This window comes from Curtobacterium sp. A7_M15 (assembly GCF_030705415.1).
Classification (GTDB): Bacteria; Actinomycetota; Actinomycetes; order Actinomycetales; family Microbacteriaceae; genus Curtobacterium.
In genome coordinates this window covers 13,919-35,136 of the sequence record NZ_JAUZED010000030.1, presented here as the reverse complement: position 1 = coordinate 35,136, position 21,218 = coordinate 13,919, and the positions used below count along the sequence as shown (strand labels likewise).

The following is a 21,218-nucleotide window of genomic DNA, read 5'->3' as shown; positions in this document are numbered from 1 at the left end:
GGCCCCGCGCCACGAGCGTCACGACGACCGCCGCAGCCGCAGCCACCACCGCCGCGACGGCGGTCGGCGTCGACACGAGCGGCCCGTCGAGCCGTGCGACCGCGACCCACGCCAACCCCCACGCGAGCGACGCCGTCGGCGCCAGGCGCCCCCGACCCCACACCGCGAGGAGCACCCCGACGAGCCCGGCCACGAGCGCCACCACCACGCCCCAGACGTCCAGCGACAGTCCGAAGCCCCGGAAGCCCGCGGCCGTCAGCACCGCCGCCGTGTTCGCCGCGGTCGCGACGCACACCCACCCGAGGTAGAGCCCGAACGTGCCGTCGGTGACGATCGCCTCGACGACGCCGGAGGGGTTCGACCTCCGGAGCAGCACGAACGTCCACACGAGCACGGCGAGCAGCGCGACGATGATCGGCTCGCTCAGCCACAGGAACCCGAACTGCACCGACAGGATCCACGCTGCGTTGAGCAGGAGCGAGAGCACCGCCGGTACGGTCAGCCGGGCGTGGCGCTCGTCGTCGGCGGTGCGGAAGCACTGGCGGACCGCGTAGGCGAGCAACCCCACGTAGACCACGCTCCAGATCGAGAACGCCGGCCCGTCCGGCGCGATCGCCGTCGACGAGGCCGATAGTGCCCCGCCGGCAGCGTCCTGGATCGGCGTCCCGCCGGCGGCGCCCGAGCCGACGAACGCGCCGACCACGGCGACGACGGCGCTCACCGCGACCGCGATCCGCTTCCAGACCCTCTTCATGGCGACCCCTTTCGTCAGCATGCTGATGACCTGCACGGTAGGCGCGCGGCCGGCCCCGGCGCGCAGCGCACGTCCAGCCGACGGGGGACGGGGCGGACGGGAGGCGCGGTGCGGGCCCGACCCGCGCCTCCTGGCCCGCACGTCGGTCGCGTCCGACCCCCGGACGCTCGCCCTGCGTACGGTGGTGACGTGTCTGTCGAACTGAACACCGTCTACGTCGACCGGATCGCCCCGATCCCGAGTCCCTCGCTCGACGACACCTTCCGCATGCTCGAGGACCAGGGAGCCAGCGCGTGCATCGTGCTGCACCAGCCCGACGCCGAGGAGCTCGGCGACGTCGCGGTCGCCCTCGGACTGCACGAACTCGCGGTCGAGGACTCCGCCGAGGGGCACCAGCGTCCGAAGCTCGAGCGCTACGGATCGACGCTCTTCGTCGTCCTGAAACCGGCGCTGTACAACGACCGGCAGGAGGAGGTCGAGTTCGGCGAGGTCCACGCCTTCGTCGGCGAGGACTTCTTCCTCGTGGTCGTGAAGGCCGACCCCCGTGGCGAGCAGACCGTGCCGAGAGCACTCCAGCGGATGAGCGGCAAGCCGGGACTCGTCACCGTGGGGCCGCAGGCGCAGCTCTGGGCGCTGATGGACTCGATCGTCGACGGGTACGTGCCGGTGATCGACGGCCTCGAGGAGGACATCAACCAGATCGAGGACCAGCTCTTCGCGGGCGAGGCCGGGGTCTCCCGCCGCATCTACGAGCTGTTCGGCGAGGTCGTGGACTTCCAGCGCGCTGCCCGACCGCTCATCCACATCATCGAGAACCTGCACCGCGGGGCGGAGAAGTACCACCTCCCGGTGGAGATGCAGCGCCGGTTCCGCGACGTGCTCGACCACGCGATCCGCACGGTGGAGCGGCTCGACACCTTCCGGCAGCTGCTGCAGAACGCGCTGACGGTCGACTCGACCCTGGCGGCGCAGAAGCAGAACGACGACACGAAGCGGATCTCGGGCTGGGCGGCGATCCTGTTCGCACCGACGTTGATCGCGGCGATCTACGGCATGAACTTCACGCACATGCCCGAGCTCACCTGGACGTGGGGGTACCCGCTGTCGATCGTCGCCATGATCGTGTTCGCCGCGGTCCTGTGGGTGGTGTTCAAGGTCAAGCGCTGGTTCTGACCGGTCCGAGCGCGCGCTGTGGCTTGCGGACGGGTGCCCGGAACCACCAGGCTCGACACGTCCCCGCCGACTGGAGCACCGATGCCGCACGACCTCGTCCACCTGACCGCCGGGGGCGTCTCCCTCGTCCTCGACTGCCGCGACCGCGCCCTGCCGGCGGTGGTGCACTGGGGTGCCGCGCTCGGGCCGCTCGACGAGGCGGCGCTCGCTGCCCTGGCCGAGGCGGACATCTCTCCGGTCGCACCGAACGAGGTCGACGTGCCGGTGCGACTGGCCGTCCTGCCCGAACCGCACCGCGGGTGGACCGGGCGGCCGGGGCTGTCCGGGCACCGCGACGGGCGCGACTGGTCACCGGCGTTCACGGTCACATCGCTCGAGGTGACCGGTGCCGCCGACGCCGCGGCCGGTCCGACCGGCGTCACCGCCCACGCCGAGGACCCGACCGCCGGTCTCGCCCTCCGCCTCACCGTCGAGATGCTGCCCTCCGGCCTCGTCCGGACCCGTGCCGCCGTCACGAACACCGCCGCGGGCACCTACACCGTCGACGACCTCACCCTCGCGCTCCCGGTCCCGTCGCGCGCCCGCGAGATCCTCGACTTCGCCGGCCGGTGGGGCAAGGAGCGCACCCCGCAGCGCCGCGAGCTCGTCGTCGGCACCCACGAGCGCGAGGGCCGGAAGGGCCGGACGGGTGCTGATGCCGCGACGGTCCTGAGCGTCGGCGTGCCCGGGTTCGGGTTCGCCCACGGCGAGGTCTGGGGCGTGCACACGGCGTGGAGCGGGAACCACCGGCACGTCGCGGAGCGCCTCGCCACCGGCCGCCAGGTCGTCGGGGGCGGGGAACTCCTGCTCCCCGGCGAGGTGCGCCTCGGCACGGGGGACGCCTACGAGGGACCGTGGGTCTACGCCGCGTACGGAGACGGCCTCGACGACCAGGCCCGCCGCTTCCACCGCTGGCTCCGGAGCCGGCCCCAGCACCCGCGGACCCCCCGCCCGGTGACGCTTAACGTCTGGGAGGCGGTGTACTTCGACCACGACCTCGCCCGTCTGACCGACCTCGCCGAGCGCGCCGCGCGACTCGGGGTCGAGCGCTACGTGCTCGACGACGGGTGGTTCCGGCACCGTCGCGACGACCACGCGGGCCTCGGCGACTGGTACGTCGACGAGGACGTCTGGCCCGACGGTCTCGGCCCGATCGTCGACCGGGTGCGGGCGCTCGGCATGCAGTTCGGCCTCTGGTTCGAGCCGGAGATGGTCAACGAGGACAGCGACCTCGCCCGCGCCCACCCGGAGTGGATCATGCAGGCGGACGGCCGACTGCCGGTCCGGTCCCGCGACCAGCAGGTGCTGAACCTCGCGATCCCCGAGGCGTTCGCCCACCTGCTCGACCGGATGACCGCCGTCATCGGCGAGTACGGCATCGACTCCGTGAAGTGGGACCACAACCGCGACCTCGCCGAGGCCGGGTTCCCGGGCGGCGGTGCGGCCGTGCACGAGCAGACGCTGGCGACGTACCGGCTCATGGCGACGCTCAAGGAGCGGTTCCCGGCGCTGGAGATCGAGTCCTGCTCGTCGGGTGGTGCCCGGGTGGACCTCGGCGTCATCGAGCACACCGACCGGGTGTGGGTGTCCGACGACATCGACCCGCTCGAACGGCAGCAGATGCACCGGTGGACGCAGCAGCTCCTGCCCCCGGAGCTGCTCGGCGCCCACGTCGCGAGCGGGCGGAACCACACCACCGGACGCGTGCACGACCTGGCGTTCCGGGCGGGCACCGCGATGGTCGGACACTTCGGCATCGAGTGGGACCTCGCGCAGGCGACCGACGCCGAGGAGACCGCCCTCGCCGAGTGGATCGCGCTCCACAAGGAGTGGCGGGGACTCCTGCACGGGGGCGACCTCGTGCGCGTCGACGAGGTCGACGAGACCCGGCTCGTGTCCGGCACGGTCGCCGCCGACAAGCAGCAGGCGCTGTTCTTCTTCGTCAGCACCGGCCGGTCGGAGGTGTCGGGGACCGGTCGTGTCACCTTCCGCGACCTCGACCCGGACACCGCGTACCGGGTGGACCCGGTCGTGGTCGGCGACGGGCACGGCATCGTGCCGCCGCCGTGGTGGTCGGGCGACCGGGTGTTCCGTGGCCGCGTGCTCGGGACGGTGGGCCTGCAGCCCCCGCTCGTGCCGGCCGACTGCGTGGTGCCGTTCCGACTCACGGCCGTCTGACGTCGGCGGGCGCTGCCACGGCCCGGGAGGCGCGGCTCGGCCCCGCGACGTCCGCCCTGTCGCCGGGGCGGCGCGGCCGTGCCGATAGGCTTCCGGTCATGCCGCACCCTGGACACGCGACACGTGCGACCCCGGTCTGGGCACTCAAGCTCGCGGTGGTCACCGGACTGGTGGGGGTGGCCGGGGGTGTCGCCGGTGTCTCGGTGTGGCTCGCGCTGCAGCTCATCCAGTTCGTCGCGTTCGGCTACCCGTTCGGCGGCCACCTCGAGGCCGCCGACGCCCCGAGTGCGCTGAACCGCTTCCTCGCGCTCGTCGCCGCCGGCGTCCTCACCGGCGTCGCGTGGTGGGCGCTCCGACGCTGGGGTCGCCCGGTCGTCTCCGTGCCGGCGGCCGTCGGCGGGAAGCCGATGCCCGCCCTCGCGACGGTGGCGAACGCAGGTGTGCAGATCCTGGCCGTCGGGCTCGGCGCCTCGATCGGCAAAGAGGTGGCGCCGCGCGAGATCGGGGCATGGCTGTCCCAGCTTGTCACGGCGCGGGCCGGCCTGACCGCCCGCGAGACGAAGATCCTCGTCGCCTGCGGTGCTGCGGCCGGTCTCGCCGCGGTCTACGACGTGCCGCTCGGCGGTGCGCTGTTCGCGGTGGAGGTGCTGCTCGGCGAGCTCACCTTCGCGACCGCGCTGCCGGCCTTCGCGACGAGTGCGATCGCGGCGTTCGTGGCGCGCCTGGTCATCCCGGACGAGGTGCTCTACCACGTGCCCGCGATGCACCTCTCGCCGTCGTTGCTCGTCTGGGCCGTGATCGTCGGGCCGGTGCTCGGGTTCGCGGGCGTCGGCTTCGTGAAGCTCACGAACCGGCTGCAGGGGCTCGCTCCGAAGGGGTGGCGGCTCATGGTCGTGCTGCCGGTCGTCTTCGCCATGGTCGGACTCATCGCCGTGCCCTTCCCCGAGATCCTCGGCAACGGTCGGGCACTCGGGGTCCTCGCCATGAACACCTCGCTCGAGGACGGCTCCGTCGCCGGGCTCTCGCCGATCCTGTTCCTGCTCGCGTTGGGCGTCATCCGCACCATCACGACCTCGGCCACGATCGGTGCCGGCGCCGTCGGCGGCACCCTCACCCCGTCGATCGCGATCGGGTCGGCGGTCGGCGGCGGACTCGGGGGTCTCTGGCTCCTGCTCTGGCCGACCGACGGACCGAGCCTCACGGCGTTCGCGTTCATCGGAGCCGCAGCCTTCCTCGCGACGACGATGCGAGCGCCCTTCACGGCCCTCGTGCTCGTCGTCGAGTTCACCCAGCAGGGGACCGACATCCTCATCCCCTCGCTCCTGGCGGTGTCCGGGTCGGTCGCGGTCGGCTACGTGCTCGCCCGTCGACGCAGCGCGCAGATGGTCTGAACACTTCGTCACGATCCGGCACACCGGTCGCGCCACCGGCCTACGCTCGGCCGCACGACGGGGCACCGGGCTCCGTCCCGGGACGAGGAGTGACCGATGGCGGGATTCGACGACATCACGAAGAAGGCCCAGGACTTCCTGAAGGACGGCAAGGTCCAGGACGCCCTGAAGAGCGAGCAGGCCGAGGACATCAGCGACAAGGTGCTCGGCGGCGTCGCCGACGCGGTCAAGAAGGCCACCGGGGGCAAGTACGACGACAAGATCGACGGCGCGCGCGACGCCGCCGACAAGCACATCGGCAACGAGTAGCCCATCGACGAGGACGGCCCCGGACCGGCGCGTCCGGGGCCGTTCGCCGTCAGCGGTACCGTCCGACTGGACTCCGGGCCGCGCGCGGACCACGATTGGGTGGTGACTGTCGTGGCGCCCAACCAACCGCTCACCGAGTCCGAGGTCGAGGCGATCAAACAGGACTTCCCGATCCTCCAGCAGGAGGTGAACGGGTTCCCCCTCGCCTACCTCGACTCCGGAGCCACCGCCGAACGACCTCGGCAGGTGCTCGACGCCGAACGACGCTTCCTCGAGCACGACAACGCCGCCGTGCACCGCGGTGCCCACACCCTGGCTGCGCTGAGCACCGACGCGTACGAGGACGCTCGCGCCACCGTCGCCGGGTTCATCGGGGCCGCGACCCCGTCCGAGGTCGTCTGGACGGCGAACGCCACCGACGCCCTCAACCTCGTCGCGTACGGCATCGCGAACGCCAGCCGGGGCCGCGGGGGACCCGACGCCGAGCGCTTCCGCATCGGGCCCGGCGACGAGGTCCTCGTCACCGAGGCCGAGCACCACGCGAACCTCGTCCCGTGGCAGGAGCTCGTCGCGCTGACCGGTGCGACGCTCCGCTGGGTCCCCGTCGCGGACGACGGCACCTGGACGGCCGAGGACGCCGTCGCGCTGATCTCCGACCGCACGAAGGTCGTCGCCTTCGCCCACGTCTCGAACGTCACCGGCATGGTCGCCCCGGTGTCCGCCGTCGTCGCCGCTGCCCACGCCCACGGCGCCCTCGTCGTCCTGGACGCCTGCCAGTCCGCACCCCACCGGCCGCTCGACGTGCAGGGGCTCGGCGTCGACTTCGCGGCGTTCTCGGGGCACAAGATGCTCGGGCCGAACGGCATCGGGGTGCTCTGGGGCCGGCACGAGTTTCTCGACGCCCTGCCCCCGTTCCGCACCGGCGGCTCGATGATCACCACGGTGACGATGGAGCGCACCGACTTCATGCCCGCGCCCGAGCGGTTCGAGGCCGGCACGCAGCCCGTGTCGCAAGCCGTGGCGCTCGCCGAGGCGGTCCGCTACCTGCAGGGGATCGGCATGGAGCGGGTCCGCGCGCACGAGGAGCCCCTCGCCCGTCGGATGCTCGACGGGCTCGCGGCCGTCCCGGGCATCCGCGTCGTGGGGCCGCCGAGTGGTGTCCCGCGCTCGGGACTCGTCGCGTTCGACGTCGACGGCGTGCACGCGCACGACGTCTCGCAGTACCTCGACGCCCAGGGCATCGCGGTGCGCTCGGGTCACCACTGCGCCCAGCCGCTGCACCGTCGGCTCGGCCTCGTCGCCACGAGCCGGGCGAGTACCTACGTGTACACGACCGAGCAGGACGTCGACCGCTTCCTGACCGCCGTCGGCGACGTCCGTGGCTACTTCGGGGCGACCGCATGAGCGCCCTCGACTCCCTCTACCAGCAGGTCATCCTCGACCACGCGAAGGCCCGGCACGGCGACGGTGCACTGCCCGACGCCGACGCCGAGCACTTCGAGCGCAACCCCACCTGCGGTGACGAGATCACCGTCCGCCTGCGGCTCGAGCCCGGTACCGACCGCATCGCCGAACTCGCGTGGCAGGGCGACGGCTGCTCGATCTCGATGGCGTCCGCGTCGGTCCTCACGGACATGGCGGTCGGCCGCACGGTGCCCGAACTCATCGCGCTCACCGACGAGTTCCGCACGATGATGCGGTCCCGGGGCGTCGGAGAACCCGACGAGGACGTGCTCGAGGACCTCGTCGCGTTCCACGGCGTCTCGAAGTTCGTCATGCGGGTCAAGTGCGGGATGCTCGCGTGGGTCGCGGCCGAGGCCGCCGCGCGCGAGGCCACCACGCGCGCCTGAACGCAGGCCCGGCGTCACGGTTCGTCACCTTCCGCCGTCCACCCCGGAACGGCACGTACGGTCGCGGCCGTGAGCACCAACAGCGATCGACGGCAGATCCGGTTCAACGCGTTCGACATGAACTGCGTGGCGCACCAGTCCTCGGGGCTCTGGCGGCACCCGCGCGACCGGTCCCGTCACTACAACGACCTGTCGTACTGGACCGACCTCGCGAAGCTCCTCGAGCGGGGGAACTTCGACGGGATCTTCATCGCGGACGTCCTCGGTACGTACGACGTCCACGGCGACTCGAACGAGGCGGCGCTCCGCACCGGCTCGCAGGTGCCGGTGAACGACCCGATCCTGCTCGTGTCCGCGATGGCGTCGGTGACCGAGCACCTCGGCTTCGGGATCACGGCGGGGACCGCGTACGAGCACCCGTACCCCTTCGCCCGGCGCATCTCGACGCTGGACCACCTCACGAAGGGCCGCATCGGCTGGAACGTCGTGACTGGGTACCTGCCGAGCGCCGCGCGGAACATGGGGCAGACCGACCAGCTCTCGCACGACGACCGGTACGACGTCGCGGACGAGTACCTCGAGGTCCTCTACAAGCTGTGGGAGGGCTCCTGGGAGGACGACGCGGTCGTCGAGGACCGCGAGACCGGTGTCTTCACGGACCCGTCGAAGGTGCACCCGATCGAGCACCACGGGAAGCACTTCGACGTCCCCGGCATCCACCTGTCCGAACCGTCGGTGCAGCGGAGCCCCGTCATCTACCAGGCCGGTGCCTCGCCGCGGGGCGTCCGCTTCGCGGCCGAGAACGCCGAGGCCGTCTTCGTCGGCGCCCCGACCCTGCCCCAGCTGGCGGCGACCGTCACGAAGATCCGGGACGCCCTGGAGGCCGCTGGTCGCGACCGGTACGCCGCTCGCGTCTACTCGCTGCTCACCGTGATCACCGACGCGACCGACGAGGCTGCGCAGGCGAAGTACGAGGACTACCTGTCCTACGCGTCCGAGGAGGGCGCCCTCGTGCTCAACTCCGGCTGGATGGGCGTCGACCTGTCGCAGTGGGACCTCGACGAGCCGCTCGGTGACGTCGAGTCGAACGCGATCCAGTCCGCCGCAGCGAACATCGCGGCCGCCGAGGGGGCCGACGGGTCGAAGTGGACGATCCGCGACCTGGCCCGGCACACGGCGATCGGTGGTCTCGGTCCGGTCGCGGTCGGGTCGGGCGCCACCATCGCCGACCTGCTCGAACGCATCCAGGAGGAGACCGACGTCGACGGGTTCAACCTCGCCTACGCCGTGACCCCGGGTACGTGGGAGGACGTCATCGAGTTCGTCGTCCCGGAACTCCGGGCACGAGGCGCCTACCCGTCGTCGTACGAGCCGGGCTCCCTGCGGCAGAAGCTGCACGGCCGCGGTGACCGGCTCCCCGAGGAGCACCGCGGGGCGTCGTTCCGGGTCGGTCAGCGCGCGGCCGTACGCTGACGGGGTGATCCGGTCGTCGTTCGTCGTGCGTGCCGCCGTCGGGGACGAGGTGGCCGCGTGCGTGGACCTGTGGGTGCGCGCCGTCGCCGTCCGTGACGGCCTGCCCGAGTCGGAGGCGGTGCGGGAACGAGCGCGGTCGAAGTTCGACGTGCCGCGCGTCGCGCTCCTCGTGGCGTCGTCCGGACCGGACCGGACGTCGGTCGACCGTTCCGCGGGGACCACCGGGGTCGCCGGGTTCGCGCTCGTCACCGCGCCGGGGACAGGGCGTGACGGGGACCCCGAGGACGCCGCCTACCTCTCGCTCCTCGCCGTCGACCCCCGGGCACAGGGGCACGGACTCGGACGGTCCCTGTTGCGCGCAGCGGTCGCCGAGGCCGGAGCCGCGGGCCACGGCCGGTCCCTGCTGCACGCGCTGGACGACAACGCACCGGCGCTCCGGCTGTACCGCAGTGCTGGGTTCCGTCCCGTGGGCGACCCCTTCCCGCACGCCCTGAACGGTCAGCCGACCCGGGTCTGGGTCGCCGACGGCGTCGTCGCTGGCGACGGGTGAACCGTCAGGACGGCTGGGGTGCGGGGACGGCGTCCGCGGTGCTCGGCCACGGCGCCCACTTCGCGCGCGGCGCCACGAGCAGGTACGGCTGCGGCGTCGGGTAGCTGACGAGTTCGAGCGTCGATCCCCACGGGGTCCGCGTGTAGACGAACCGGTTCCCCTCGCCGACCTCGAGGCCACGGAGGTCGCGCGGGTCGGAGTTGCGCGTGCCCCCGGCTGCCTCGATGCGAGCGAGCGTGGCATCCAGGTCGTCGGCGTAGATCGCCAGGTGCTGCCACCCGAGGTCCGCCGGGTGCACGGGACGGTGCTGGTCCGGTCCGAGGTACTCGAACAGCTCGAGCCCCGGCCCGTCCGGCAGTGCGAGCATCCGCATCGCGCCCTGCGCCATCGTCGACGGGATCCCCAGGTAGCGGTGCGCCTCGGCCGTGCCGTTCGGCTCCTCCGTGCGGCAGCGCATGTCGTACAGCACGACGGCGTCGAACGCAGCGACGAAGAACGCCGTGGCGGCGTCGATGTCCGGCACCGTGACGCCCACGTGGTCGATCCTGATTCCCGCGCTCATGGGCCGATCCTGACACCCCGGCGCCCGGGCGGGACGGGCGGGTGCCGAGGGTGCGGTGCCGATGCGGCTTCCCGCACGCCGAAGACCGGTGAGGTGAGGCTGCCCTCACCGGAAAACCCCTGGTCAGGGTAGCCTCACCATGCTGGTGCCGGCTCGGTTCGAGTGGCATCCTGGCTCGCATGTCGACCGCAGCGGACCTCGTCCTTCCCTCCACGGACCACGACACCACGAGTGCCGCCCGACTCAACTGGCTGCGCGCCGGGTTGCTCGGCGCGAACGACGGCATCGTCTCGGTCGCTGCGGTGCTCGTCGGCGTCGCGGGCGCCGGCGCGGGGACGGGGCCGGTCGTCGCGGCGGGCACCGCGGCACTCGTCGGGGGTGCGGTCTCGATGGCCCTCGGCGAGTACGTGTCCGTCAGCGGTGCCCGTGACGCCCAACGCAGCGGGCAGGCTGCGCACCAGGCCGAGCTCGAGGCGGAGTCGGAGGACGCCGGGACGATCGCCGCCCACTACCGCAGCCTCGGCGTCGAGCCGGCCGTCGCACGCGCCGTGGCCGACGAGCTCGTCCGCCCCGAGGTGCGCCGTCGACGGGCCGCGGTCGCGCTCCGCGACGCCGAGGACGAGGTGGTGAGCCCGTGGCGCGCCGCGTGGGTATCGGCGGCGACCTTCACGACCGGTGCCGTGCTGCCGTTCCTCGCGATGCTCCTCACCCCCGAGCCGGCGCGGATCGCGGTCACGGTGGTCGCGGTGCTCGTCGCGCTCGCCGCCACCGGGACGACCGGCGCCGCGCTCGGTGGTGCTCCGCGCGTGCGGGCGACGGTGCGCGTGGTGCTCGGGGGAGCCCTCGCCCTGGCCGCGACGTACGCCGCCGGGGCGGTCCTCGGGGCGCACGCGTTCTGAGCGGCGCGCGGTGGGTGGGTGGGAACGATCGTTCCAGGACGGTCATCACGACACACGACCGTTACACGGGGGTAACGGGCCGGGCGCAGTGTCTCCGTAGCGTCGTGGCTGGGGCGGGCACCGCTCGTCCTTCCCACTCCTTCGGAGGACGCCATGGCAACAGAGATCCAGGCCCCGGTCGCCGCACCCGCCCCCGCCGACCTGGTCCTGCGGGCCGGCCGCACCTGGATCGACGGCGTCTTCCGGCCCGCAGCGGTCGTCGTCCGCGACGGGCGCGTCGACGCCGTCGTGGCCGTGGACGCACCCGTCGAGGCCCTCGAGGACCGGACCGTGCCCGACGAGCACGTCCTCCTGCCGGGCCTGGTCGACACGCACGTGCACGTGAACGAGCCCGGCCGCACCGAGTGGGAGGGCTTCGCCTCCGCCACGCGTGCGGCTGCCCTCGGCGGCGTCACCACGATCATCGACATGCCGCTCAACTCGATCCCGGCGACGACGACCGTCGAGGCGCTCGAGGTCAAGCGCGCGAGTGCCGAGGGCCGCGTCGCCGTCGACGTCGGGTTCTGGGGCGGCGCCGTCCCGGCGAACGCCGGATCGCTCGACGGCCTGCACGACGCCGGCGTGTTCGGTTTCAAGTGCTTCACGGCGCCCTCCGGGGTCGACGAGTTCCCGCACCTCGACGCCACCCAGCTGCGCGCGGCGATCGAGGAGGTCGCCCGCATCGACGCCCTGCTCATCGTCCACGCCGAGGACCCGGAGTTCCTCGTCGACCACGCGGCGCTCGGCGGACACTACGTCGACTTCCTGGCCACCCGGCCGGTGGACGCCGAGCGGTCCGCGATCGCACGGGTCATCGAGGGCGCGCGCGAGACGGGGGCGCGCGTCCACGTCCTGCACCTGTCCGACGCCGGGGCGCTGCCGATGATCCGCGCCGCGAAGGACGACGGCGTGCGGATCACGGTCGAGACCTGCCCGCACTACCTCGCCTTCGAGGCCGGCACGATCCCCGACGGGGCCACCGAGTTCAAGTGCTGCCCGCCGATCCGCGACGACGCCAACCGCGACGCGCTCTGGGCCGGGGTCCTGGACGGCACGATCGACATGATCGTGTCCGACCACTCGCCCTCCACCGCGGACCTCAAGACCGACGACTGGGGGACCGCCTGGGGTGGGATCGCCGGGCTGCAGGTCGGCTTCCGCGCCGTGTGGACGGAGGCCCTGCGCCGCGGTGTGACGCTCGAGCAGCTGCTGCCGCGCTTCACGACCGGCCCGGCGGCGCTCGTCGGCTTCACCGACCGCGGTCGCATCGCGCCGGGCGCGCTCGCCCACTTCGCGGTGTTCGATCCGTCCGCCACGGCGGTCGTCGAGGCGGCCGGGCTCGCGCACCGCAACCCCGTCTCTGCGTTCGCCGGCCTGGAGGCGCGGGGCAGCGTCACCGAGACCTGGTTGCGCGGTCGACTGGTCGCGACCGCGGACGACGGCGTCACGTCCGTCAGCGGGGCGCTGGTCGACCGACCCGTGCTCGCGGAAGCGCAACCGTAACGATCGTTCCGATACGATCTCCACCGGAACGAGAGGACCGAACATGCTCCCACTGAACCCGCCCGCCCGTCTGCTCATGGGGCCGGGGCCGATCACCGCCGACCCGCGGGTGCTGCGTGCCCTGTCGACCCCGCTCGTCGGGCAGTACGACCCGTGGATGACCACCACGATGAACGAGACGCAGGAGCTCTACCGGCGCGTGTTCGGCACCGCCAACGACGCCACGGTGCTCGTCGACGGCACCTCCCGCGCCGGCATCGAGGCCGCGCTCGTCTCCCTGCTCGCACCGGGGGACCGCGTGCTCGTCCCGGTGTTCGGCCGGTTCGGGCACCTGCTCGCCGAGATCGCCGGGCGGGCCGGAGCCGAGGTCCACACGATCGAGACCGAGTGGGGGCAGGTGTTCACCCCGACGGCGATCGAGGACGCGATCGCGCGGGTACGCCCGAAGGTCCTGGCGATCGTGCAGGGCGACACCTCGACCACGATGAACCAGCCGCTCGACGAGCTCGGCGCGATCTGCGAGCGGCACGGCGTGCTGTTCTACACCGACGCGACCGCCACCGTCGGGGGCAACCCGCTCGAGGTCGACGCCTGGGGCATCGACGCCGTGAGCGCGGGACTGCAGAAGTGCCTGGGCGGACCGTCCGGCAGCGCACCGCTCACCCTCTCGCCACGTGCCGTCGCCGTGCTCGACGAGCGTCGCAGCGTCGAGGCGGGCATCCGCGAGCCGGGGGACGAGGTCGCCGACGAACCGATCCGGTCGAACTACCTCGACCTGGCGATGATCCTCGACTACTGGGGTCCGCGACGGCTCAACCACCACACCGAGGCCGCGTCGATGCTCTACGCGGCGAACGAGTGCGCCCGGATCCTGCTCGAGGAAGGGCGCGACGCCGTCGTCGCCCGGCACGAGACCGCCGGTCGCGCGATGACCGCCGGGGTGCAGGCGCTCGGGCTCGGCGTCTTCGGCGACATCGGCCACAAGATGCACAACGTCGTCGCGGTCGAGATCCCCTCGGACGTCGTCGGCGACCAGGTCCGCGCCGCGATGCTCGACGACCACGGCATCGAGATCGGCACGTCGTTCGGACCGCTGCACGGACGCGTCTGGCGCATCGGCACCATGGGCTACAACGCACGGAAGGACACCGTCGTGACCACCCTCGCCGCGCTCGAGCAGGCCCTGCGCCGGGCCGGGCACGCGGTGCCGCAGGGCGGTGGCGTGGACGCGGCGCTCGACGTGTACGCCGGGGTCGCTGCTCCCGCTGCCGCGGCTGTCGCGGCCGGGGTGTCCGCGTGAGCGCCCCGTCGGTGGTCCGGGCCTCCGCGACCGCCAGCGCCGACGCAGCGCTGATCGCCGGGTGGTGCGACGAGCTCGCGACCGTCACCGAGGAGCCCGGCCGGATCACCCGCGTCTACCTCTCGCCGGAACACGCACGGGTCAACGCGATCGTCGGCGGGTGGATGCGCGACGCCGGCCTCAGCACCTGGCAGGACGCGGCGGGCAACCTGCACGGCCGTGTCGACGGCGCGACCCCCGACGCGCCCGTGCTGCTGCTCGGGTCGCACCTCGACACCGTGGTGGACGCCGGCCGGTTCGACGGGATCGTCGGGGTCCTCATGGCGATCCGGACGGTGGCGCGGGCGACCACCGACGGTCCGCTCCCGGTCGCGCTCGAGGTCATCGCCTTCTCCGACGAGGAGGGCACCCGGTTCGGCAAGGCGCTGCTCGGCTCGTCCGCGGTCGCCGGAGTCTGGGACGAGTCCTGGTGGGAGCTGACGGACGGCGACGGGCTGACCCTCCGCGACGCCTTCACCCGGTTCGGTCTCGACCCGTCGCGCGTGCACGAGGCCGCGGTCGAACCGTCCGCGCTGGCGGGCTACCTCGAGGCGCACATCGAGCAGGGGCCGTACCTCGAACAGGCCGGTCAGGCGCTCGGCGTCGTCACGAGCATCGCGAGCGCCCGCCGGTTCACCGTCGAGGCCGTCGGCGAGGCCCGGCACGCCGGCGGTACCCCCTACGACCGCCGGCACGACGCCCTGCTCGCCGCCGCCGAGGCCGCACTCGCCGTCGAGCGGATCTGCCGGGCGTCGCAGCACGTCGGCACCGTGGGGACCATGACCGTCGAGCCCGGCGCGGTGAACGTCGTCCCGGGGCTCGCACGGTTCTCGGTCGACCTGCGCGGCGAGTTCGACGAGGGACGCGACGCCGTGTGGGACGAGATCACGAAGGCGTTCGCGCTCATCGGGGAGCGCCGCGGGGTCAGCGTCGAGCCGACCGAGGTCCACCGGGCGCCGGCGGTGTTCTGCGCCCAGCGGCTGATGGACGCCGTGCGCGCGGGCATCGAGTCGACCGGGGAGCCCCGACCGCTCGAACTGTTCTCCCGCGCCGGACACGACGCCATGTCGCTCGGGCTCGTGACGGACGTCGCCATGCTCTTCCTCCGCAACCCGGACGGCATCAGCCACCACCCCGACGAGTTCGTCTCCACCGAGGACATCGCCCTCGGCCTCGACGCGCTCGCCGTGGCCGTCGGACGGGTGGCCGCGTCGTGAGCACCGCGGGCCCGGACGTCCGGGCGCGCATCGACTCGGTCTGGGAGCAGCTGTCCCCGGCCGAGCGCCGCGTCGCCGCGATGGTCCGCCACGACCCCGAACTCCTGCTCGTCGGCACGTCCGCCGAGCTCGCCGCCGAGTCGGGCACGTCGAAGGCCACGGTCTCGCGGCTCGTCCGGTCCCTGGGTTTCCAGGACGCCGCGGAGGTCCGGCAGAACCTCATGTCGGCACGCGGATCCGGCCTCCCGTGGGCCGCCGAGGACGCCGCGCACGTCGACCAGCGCGCCGTGGAGTCGCGCAACCTCGACGCGGCGTTCGCCTCGCTCGCACGGGCCGACCGTCCCCGTCTCGCCCGTCGGATCGTCCGAGCCCGCCGGGTGCTCGTGGCCGGCGAGCGCGGGGCGTACCCGATCGCCCTCCAGCTGCGTGCCCAGCTCGCACAGGTCCGACCGGACGTCCGCATCGGACCGGCGCCGGGGCAGCGCCTGGGCGAGGAGGTCGCCGACCTCGACCGCCGCGACCTCGTCGTCATCGTCACGGTGCGTCGTCACGCGTCGGGCGTCGGGAAGCTCGTCGAGCACTGCGTCGCGAGCGGCGCGGACGTGGTCGTCATCGGTGACCCGACCGCGGCCGTGATCGCGGCGCCGGCGGCCACGGCGATCCTGTGTCCGGTGGACTCCCCGTCCGCGTTCGACTCGATGGCGGCGCTGTTCGCGGTCGTCGCCGCGATCGCGAACGACGTGTACGAGGCGTCGGGTCCCGGCGGGCGCGCACGCGTGGACGCGGTGGCGAAGGCCTACGACGCGCTGGGCGAGCTCGCCGCGCCGTGACCCGTGCCGTCGGCGAGTTCGGCCGCCAGCGAGGCGTTGCGCTCGTGGATCAGCCGCGGCAGGTACCGAGCCAGGGCGGCCCGCTCGGCGACGACACCGAGCACCCCGAGCGGTGCGCGGAACTCGATCTCGTCGACCATGCGCGTGCCGCCGGCCGACGGCTCGAAGCGGTGTTCATGCCGGAACCGGGCGAACGGCCCACGCACCTGTTCGTCGACGAACCGGTGGGGCGCCTCCAGGGCCGTGATCCGACTCGTCATCCGCCACGTGATCCCGAAGTGCCGCGCGCGCCACGTGACGGACTCACCGAGCCCGATCGTGCCGGTGGTGGTGCCCGCGACCGCGCGCTCGTCGGAGGCGGCCATGGACCGCTCGTGCGCACCGATGTCGAGCGACAGCGCGAACGCGCGCTCGGGCGGGACCGCGAGGTCCGTGACGACCCGGAACGCGACGGTCACGACGTCGGCCAATCCGGGCGGACCGAGCGGTCGTCGTCGTGCAGGACGGCCGCCAGCAGCTGGTCGTGGCGCCTGCCGTGCTGGAGCACCGCGGACCGCTGCCGCCCCTCGTACCGCATGCCGAGGCGCTGCGCGACGGCGATCGAGGCGCGGTTCTCCGCCATCGCCCGCCACTGCACCCGCGCGAGCCCGAGTCCGTGGGGAGTCGGCGCGAACGCCCACTGCAGGACGCGCTCGGCGGCCTCGGTCACGTACCCGTGGCCGCGGGCGTCCGGGTGGGTCGCGTACCCGATCTCCGCGCCGCCGCCGGCGAACCCGAAGAGCCCGACGGTGCCGAGCAGCCGTGGGTCGTCGCCGCGGCGGACGGCGAACTCGTAGCGGGCGTCCGACGCCCAGCCGTCCCGCACGACGGCCGTGAGCCAGTGCCGCGCCTCGGCGTGACCGTACGGCTCGGGCATCGCGATGAACGCGACCACGTCGGGATCGTTGGCGTAGGCGACGACGTCGTCGGCATCGGCGAGCTCGGGGACCGAGAGGACCAGCCGCTCGGTCCGGAGCGTGACGGGGTCCATGGGTCGAGCCTAGCGACGGTGCCGGTCGCGGTAGCGTCGGTGACATGACGTTCGACGCGCTCCCGTTCCCGGTCATCGACGGACACAACGACCTGCCGTGGGAGCGTCGGGAGACCCACGGGTCCGGGGTCGACGGCATCGACTCCGAGCAGGCGTCCCTGCACACCGACCTGCCCAAGCTCCGGGCCGGCGGCGTCGTCGGGCAGTTCTGGTCGGTGTTCGTCCCGACCGACGTCCCGGATCCCGTCCGTGCGACGCTGCAGCAGGTCGACCTGGCGCACCGGATCATCGAGCGGTACCCGGAGTCCCTCACGCTCGCACGGACCGCGGCCGAGGTCGTCGCGGCCGTCGACGCCAGGCGGATCGCCTCGCTCCTCGGCGCCGAGGGCGGCCACTCGATCGGTGACGACCTGGCGGTGCTCCGCGACTTCGCGCGGCTCGGCGTCCGGTACATGACCCTCACGCACAACGACGACACCCCCTGGGCCGACTCGGCCACCGGATCACACCCGCACGGCGGTCTGACCGACCGCGGGCGCGAGGTCGTGGCCGAGATGGAGCGGATCGGGATGCTCGTCGACCTGTCCCACACCTCGCCGGACACCATGCGCGACACCCTCGACGTCGCCACGCAGCCCGTCGTGTTCAGCCACTCGTCGACGATCGCGGTGAACGACCACCCGCGGAACGTCCCGGACGACGTGCTCGCCCGACTGCGCGACAACGGCGGCGTGGTGATGATCACCTTCGTGCCGAAGTTCGTGTCCCGGGCGTGGGCCGAGTGGGAGGACGCCGGTTCCGTCGGCGAGCCCCCGGTCGTGACGGTGTCGGACGTGGCGGACCACGTGGAGCACGCGCGCGAGGTGGCCGGTGTGGCGCACATCGGGCTCGGCGGCGACTACGACGGGACGCCCGTGCTCCCGCCGGACCTGCGGGACGTGTCGCGGTACCCGGTGCTGGCGGAGGAGCTGCGGCGTCGTGGCTGGGGCGCGGAGGACCTGCGGGCACTCGCCGGGGGCAACGTGCTGCGGGTGCTCGCGGCGACGGACGAGCGGTTCGCGCGGACGGCGCTCGTGCGCTGACGCGAGAACCGTCGGTGCGTGCGGGAGGTCGTGGGCGGATCAGGCCGCGCGCTCTGCCGTGACCATCGGCTCCGACTCAGGCACCGCCACCGGGGCAGCGCCATCCGGCGCGACGACGCGAGCCGACCGGAACACGACGGCCCGGTAGAGCACGAACCGGACGACCATCCCGAGCCCGACGCCCACGACGTTCGCCGCGATGTTGTCCGCGAGCGCGCTCTCGAACCCGAGCAGGGTGCGCGACGCCCAGAGGCACCCGATGCCGATCGCGCCGGCGACGAGGTTGACCGCGAGGAACGACACCACCTGGCGCGCCGCCTCGCCCCGGGTGGCGACGGCGCTCGACGCCCGGAACGTGAACCACCGGTTGCCGACGTACGACACCACGATCGCCACGGCGGTGGACAGGGTCTTGGCGGTGACGGACTCGACGTCCGCGAGCAGGAGGAGGTTGAACAGGCCGGTGTCGACCACGTAGGAGACCCCACCGACGCCGAGGAACCGGAGCGCCTGGAGGACGAAGGCCCTCATCGTGCGGCACGCAGACGCTGCGGGTGGAAGAGCCGCGTCAGTCCCCACCCGGTCACCCGGAGCAGCGCCTCGACCACGATCGAGCCGGACATCTTCGACTCGCCGCGCTCGCGCTCCACGAAGGTGATCGGGACCTCGGTGACGACCGCGCCGGACCGCAGGGCGCGCCACGCGAGGTCCACCTGGAAGCAGTACCCCGCCGACTGGATGCCGTCGGCGAGCAGCCGCTCCGCCGTCGTCGCGCGGATGGCCCGGTACCCGCCGGTGAGGTCGCGGACGCCGACACCGAGCGCGATCCGCGAGTACAGGGAGCCACCACGGGAGAGCAGGACACGGTGCCACGGCCAGTTCACGACGCTGCCGCCGGGGACCCATCGGGAACCGATCACGAAGTCGGCACCGTCGGCGGAGGCCCGGAGCAAGCGGTGCAGCTGTTCGGGCTGGTGGGACCCGTCGGCGTCCATCTCCACGAGGACGTCGTACCCGCGGTCGAGCGCCCACGCGAAGCCGGCCAGGTACGCCCCACCCAGACCGTCCTTCACCGACCGGTGCAGGACGTTGATCCGGGTGTCGTCCGCGGCGAGCCGGTCGGCGACGGCACCGGTCCCGTCGGGGCTCGCGTCGTCGACGACCAGGACGTGCACGTCGGGGGTCGAGGTGGTCACCCGGGCGACGATCCGTTCGAGGTTCTCGCGTTCGTCGTAGGTGGGGATGATGACGATCACGCGGCGGTCGTCAGCGGTCATGGCAGCTCCGATCAGCGGTCTGCCAATATCCTACATGCGTTATTTTTATGTCGCAACCGGCGGGAGCAGCGGCGTACGCCCGGTGCGCAGCGCGCGTCACGGGGCAGCACCTCCAGGGCTCCCGTCGCTAGGATCGCAGCGCACGCCGTGCCACCGCTGACGGAGGCACGAGACCTGACCGGAAGAGGACGGTACCGATGAGCGGCACGATCCACGACAACATCTCGCAGGCGTTCGGGAACACGCCACTGGTCCGGCTGAACCGCCTCCCGGAGGAGGGCGGCGCCGAGATCCTGGCGAAGCTCGAGTTCTACAACCCCGGCGCGAGCGTGAAGGACCGGCTCGGCGTCGCGATCATCGACGCGGCCGAGGAGTCCGGCGAGCTGCAGGCGGGCGGGACGATCGTCGAGGGGTCCTCTGGCAACACCGGCATCGCGCTCGCGCTCGTCGGTGCTGCTCGTGGGTACCGGGTCGTCATCACGATGCCCGAGACGATGAGCGTCGAGCGTCGGGCCCTCATCCGTGCGTACGGCGCCGAGATCGTCCTCACCCCGGGGTCGGAGGGCATGAAGGGCGCGGTGTCGAAGGCGGAGCAGATCGTCGCCGAGACGCCCGGCGCGATCCTCGCGCACCAGTTCGAGACACCGGCGAACGCGGCCATCCACCGGAAGACGACGGCGGAGGAGATCCTCCGCGACACCGAGGGGCACGTCGACGTGTTCGTCGCGGGCGTCGGCACGGGCGGCACGATCACGGGCGTCGGCCAGGTCCTCAAGGAGCGCGTGCCCGGTGTCCACATCGTCGCGGTCGAGCCGAAGGACTCGCCGCTGCTGACCGAGGGCAAGGCCGGTCCGCACAAGATCCAGGGCATCGGGGCGAACTTCGTCCCCGAGGTCCTCGACCGTTCGGTCATCGACGAGGTGTTCGACGTCGAGCTGGACGACGCGCTCCGGGTCGCCCGCGACCTCGGCACGCAGGAGGGCATCCTCGCGGGCATCTCGTCCGGCGCGATCATCCACGCGGCCGTCGAGATCGCCGCACGTCCGGAGAACGCGGGCAAGCGGGTCGTCGCGATCGTGTGCGACACCGGTGAGCGCTACCTGTCGACGGTCCTCTTCGAGGGACTCACTGCGTGAGTCGTCCCGTCCGACGAGGCGTGCTGCGGACCGTCCGGGAGGACCTGGCCGCAGCACGTCGCGGTGACCCGGCGTCCCGTGGGGACCTCGAGAACGCGATCGTGTACTCGGGGCTGCACGCCGTCTGGACGTACCGGCTGACGCACCGGCTCTGGATCGCCGAGCACCTGCCGGGTTCGCGGTTCGTCGCCCGGGTCGTCGCGCAGGTCGCCCGGTCGGTCACCGGCATCGAGATCCACCCCGGTGCCCGCATCGGCCGCCGGTTCTTCATCGACCACGGCATGGGGGTCGTCATCGGGGAGACCGCGGTGGTCGGGGACGACGTCGTGCTCTTCCACGGGGTGACCCTCGGCGGCCGTGGGGGCGACCACGGGCCGGGGGCGCGTCGGCACCCGGCGGTGGGGGACCGGGTCGTGCTCGGTGCCGGGTCGTCGCTCATCGGCGCCATCACGGTCGGCGCGGACTCCGTCGTCGGGGCGAACACCGTGGTGACGAAGGACGTCCCACCGGGGTCGGTCGTGACGGGCGTCGCCGGGACGGCTCGCCCACGCTCGGGCCACGAGGGCGTCCCGCCCCTCTGAACGGTC

Annotated in this window: 22 protein-coding genes; 16 read left to right on the top strand and 6 right to left on the bottom strand. The window is 72.9% G+C overall.

The genetic code is table 11. The annotated features are described in order from the left end of the window. Positions 1-754: tryptophan-rich sensory protein (locus Q7F20_RS07850; protein ID WP_305739552.1), on the bottom strand; the 754-nt coding region annotated here is incomplete at its 3' end. Between the two features lie 189 nt (positions 755-943). Between Q7F20_RS07850 and Q7F20_RS07845 the strand changes: the two genes are divergently transcribed. The 8 genes from Q7F20_RS07845 to Q7F20_RS07810 all read left to right on the top strand — a co-directional run bounded on the left by Q7F20_RS07845 (position 944) and on the right by Q7F20_RS07810 (position 9,717). Further along, the gene (locus tag Q7F20_RS07845; protein WP_305739551.1) at positions 944-1,927 is read left to right on the top strand and encodes a magnesium and cobalt transport protein CorA; all 984 of its coding nucleotides are present in this window, start codon (positions 944-946) and stop codon (positions 1,925-1,927) included. An 81-nt stretch (positions 1,928-2,008) separates the two neighbouring features. Next, positions 2,009-4,144 carry an alpha-galactosidase gene (locus tag Q7F20_RS07840; RefSeq protein WP_305739550.1) on the top strand — a complete coding sequence of 712 codons (2,136 nt, stop codon included), beginning with the start codon at positions 2,009-2,011 and terminating at the stop codon, positions 4,142-4,144. 98 nt (positions 4,145-4,242) lie between these two features. After that, positions 4,243-5,535, top strand: coding sequence for a chloride channel protein (locus Q7F20_RS07835; protein WP_305739549.1), 1,293 nt, complete (start codon positions 4,243-4,245; stop codon positions 5,533-5,535). A 96-nt stretch (positions 5,536-5,631) separates the two neighbouring features. Then, positions 5,632-5,844, top strand: a complete 213-nt coding sequence (locus Q7F20_RS07830; protein ID WP_305739548.1) for an antitoxin — start codon at positions 5,632-5,634, stop codon at positions 5,842-5,844. A gap of 111 nt (positions 5,845-5,955) precedes the next feature. Beyond that, entirely contained in the window at positions 5,956-7,248 is a 1,293-nt protein-coding gene (locus Q7F20_RS07825; RefSeq protein ID WP_305739554.1) for a SufS family cysteine desulfurase, read from the top strand. After that, complete coding sequence (sufU, locus tag Q7F20_RS07820; RefSeq protein ID WP_305739547.1) at positions 7,245-7,694, top strand: Fe-S cluster assembly sulfur transfer protein SufU; 450 nt, start codon at positions 7,245-7,247, stop codon at positions 7,692-7,694. The genes Q7F20_RS07825 and sufU overlap by 4 nt, the downstream gene beginning before the upstream one ends. Before the next feature lie 69 nt (positions 7,695-7,763). Beyond that, positions 7,764-9,167 (top strand): LLM class flavin-dependent oxidoreductase, encoded by a 1,404-nt coding sequence (locus Q7F20_RS07815; RefSeq protein WP_305739546.1) that lies wholly within the window; start codon positions 7,764-7,766, stop codon positions 9,165-9,167. 4 nt (positions 9,168-9,171) lie between these two features. Then, positions 9,172-9,717 carry an N-acetyltransferase gene (locus Q7F20_RS07810; RefSeq protein WP_305739545.1) on the top strand — a complete coding sequence of 182 codons (546 nt, stop codon included), beginning with the start codon at positions 9,172-9,174 and terminating at the stop codon, positions 9,715-9,717. Positions 9,718-9,721: 4 nt separating this feature from the next. Here Q7F20_RS07810 and Q7F20_RS07805 read toward each other — a convergent pair whose 3' ends face one another. Further along, a complete protein-coding gene (locus Q7F20_RS07805) occupies positions 9,722-10,279 on the bottom strand; it encodes a VOC family protein (protein WP_305739544.1) in 558 nt (185 codons plus the stop codon). A gap of 179 nt (positions 10,280-10,458) precedes the next feature. Between Q7F20_RS07805 and Q7F20_RS07800 the strand changes: the two genes are divergently transcribed. From Q7F20_RS07800 to Q7F20_RS07780, 5 genes are all read left to right on the top strand, one after another. Further along, positions 10,459-11,178 (top strand): VIT1/CCC1 transporter family protein, encoded by a 720-nt coding sequence (locus Q7F20_RS07800; RefSeq protein ID WP_305739543.1) that lies wholly within the window; start codon positions 10,459-10,461, stop codon positions 11,176-11,178. A gap of 153 nt (positions 11,179-11,331) precedes the next feature. After that, positions 11,332-12,720 (top strand): allantoinase AllB, encoded by a 1,389-nt coding sequence (gene allB, locus Q7F20_RS07795; RefSeq protein ID WP_305739542.1) that lies wholly within the window; start codon positions 11,332-11,334, stop codon positions 12,718-12,720. 43 nt (positions 12,721-12,763) lie between these two features. Continuing rightward, positions 12,764-14,020: an alanine--glyoxylate aminotransferase family protein gene (locus tag Q7F20_RS07790; RefSeq protein WP_305739541.1), complete on the top strand. Its 1,257-nt coding sequence runs from the start codon at positions 12,764-12,766 to the stop codon at positions 14,018-14,020. Then, on the top strand, positions 14,017-15,276 hold the full coding sequence (locus tag Q7F20_RS07785; protein ID WP_305739540.1) for an allantoate amidohydrolase: 1,260 nt from the start codon (positions 14,017-14,019) through the stop codon (positions 15,274-15,276). The genes Q7F20_RS07790 and Q7F20_RS07785 overlap by 4 nt, the downstream gene beginning before the upstream one ends. Beyond that, the gene (locus Q7F20_RS07780) at positions 15,273-16,106 is read left to right on the top strand and encodes a MurR/RpiR family transcriptional regulator (RefSeq protein ID WP_305739539.1); all 834 of its coding nucleotides are present in this window, start codon (positions 15,273-15,275) and stop codon (positions 16,104-16,106) included. Before Q7F20_RS07785 ends, Q7F20_RS07780 begins: the two co-directional genes overlap by 4 nt. On the opposite strand, the gene Q7F20_RS07775 is transcribed toward Q7F20_RS07780, so the two are convergent. Together Q7F20_RS07775 and Q7F20_RS07770 are read right to left on the bottom strand one after the other, a co-directional pair. Beyond that, on the bottom strand, positions 16,073-16,564 hold the full coding sequence (locus Q7F20_RS07775; protein WP_305739538.1) for an SRPBCC family protein: 492 nt from the start codon (positions 16,562-16,564) through the stop codon (positions 16,073-16,075). The genes Q7F20_RS07780 and Q7F20_RS07775 overlap by 34 nt on opposite strands. After that, positions 16,561-17,136 carry a GNAT family N-acetyltransferase gene (locus Q7F20_RS07770; protein ID WP_305739537.1) on the bottom strand — a complete coding sequence of 192 codons (576 nt, stop codon included), beginning with the start codon at positions 17,134-17,136 and terminating at the stop codon, positions 16,561-16,563. Before Q7F20_RS07770 ends, Q7F20_RS07775 begins: the two co-directional genes overlap by 4 nt. Positions 17,137-17,180: 44 nt before the next feature. Between Q7F20_RS07770 and Q7F20_RS07765 the strand changes: the two genes are divergently transcribed. Next, on the top strand, positions 17,181-18,218 hold the full coding sequence (locus Q7F20_RS07765) for a dipeptidase (protein WP_305739536.1): 1,038 nt from the start codon (positions 17,181-17,183) through the stop codon (positions 18,216-18,218). 39 nt (positions 18,219-18,257) lie between these two features. Here Q7F20_RS07765 and Q7F20_RS07760 read toward each other — a convergent pair whose 3' ends face one another. Both Q7F20_RS07760 and Q7F20_RS07755 read right to left on the bottom strand, forming a co-directional pair. Beyond that, positions 18,258-18,749 carry a GtrA family protein gene (locus tag Q7F20_RS07760; protein WP_305739535.1) on the bottom strand — a complete coding sequence of 164 codons (492 nt, stop codon included), beginning with the start codon at positions 18,747-18,749 and terminating at the stop codon, positions 18,258-18,260. Next, positions 18,746-19,495: a polyprenol monophosphomannose synthase gene (locus Q7F20_RS07755; protein ID WP_305739534.1), complete on the bottom strand. Its 750-nt coding sequence runs from the start codon at positions 19,493-19,495 to the stop codon at positions 18,746-18,748. Before Q7F20_RS07755 ends, Q7F20_RS07760 begins: the two co-directional genes overlap by 4 nt. Before the next feature lie 197 nt (positions 19,496-19,692). On the opposite strand from Q7F20_RS07755, the gene cysK reads away from it, so the two are divergent. Together cysK and epsC are read left to right on the top strand one after the other, a co-directional pair. After that, a complete protein-coding gene (cysK, locus tag Q7F20_RS07750) occupies positions 19,693-20,631 on the top strand; it encodes a cysteine synthase A (RefSeq protein ID WP_305739533.1) in 939 nt (312 codons plus the stop codon). Then, entirely contained in the window at positions 20,628-21,212 is a 585-nt protein-coding gene (epsC, locus tag Q7F20_RS07745; RefSeq protein WP_305739532.1) for a serine O-acetyltransferase EpsC, read from the top strand. The genes cysK and epsC overlap by 4 nt, the downstream gene beginning before the upstream one ends. The last annotated feature ends 6 nt before the right edge of the window (positions 21,213-21,218 follow it).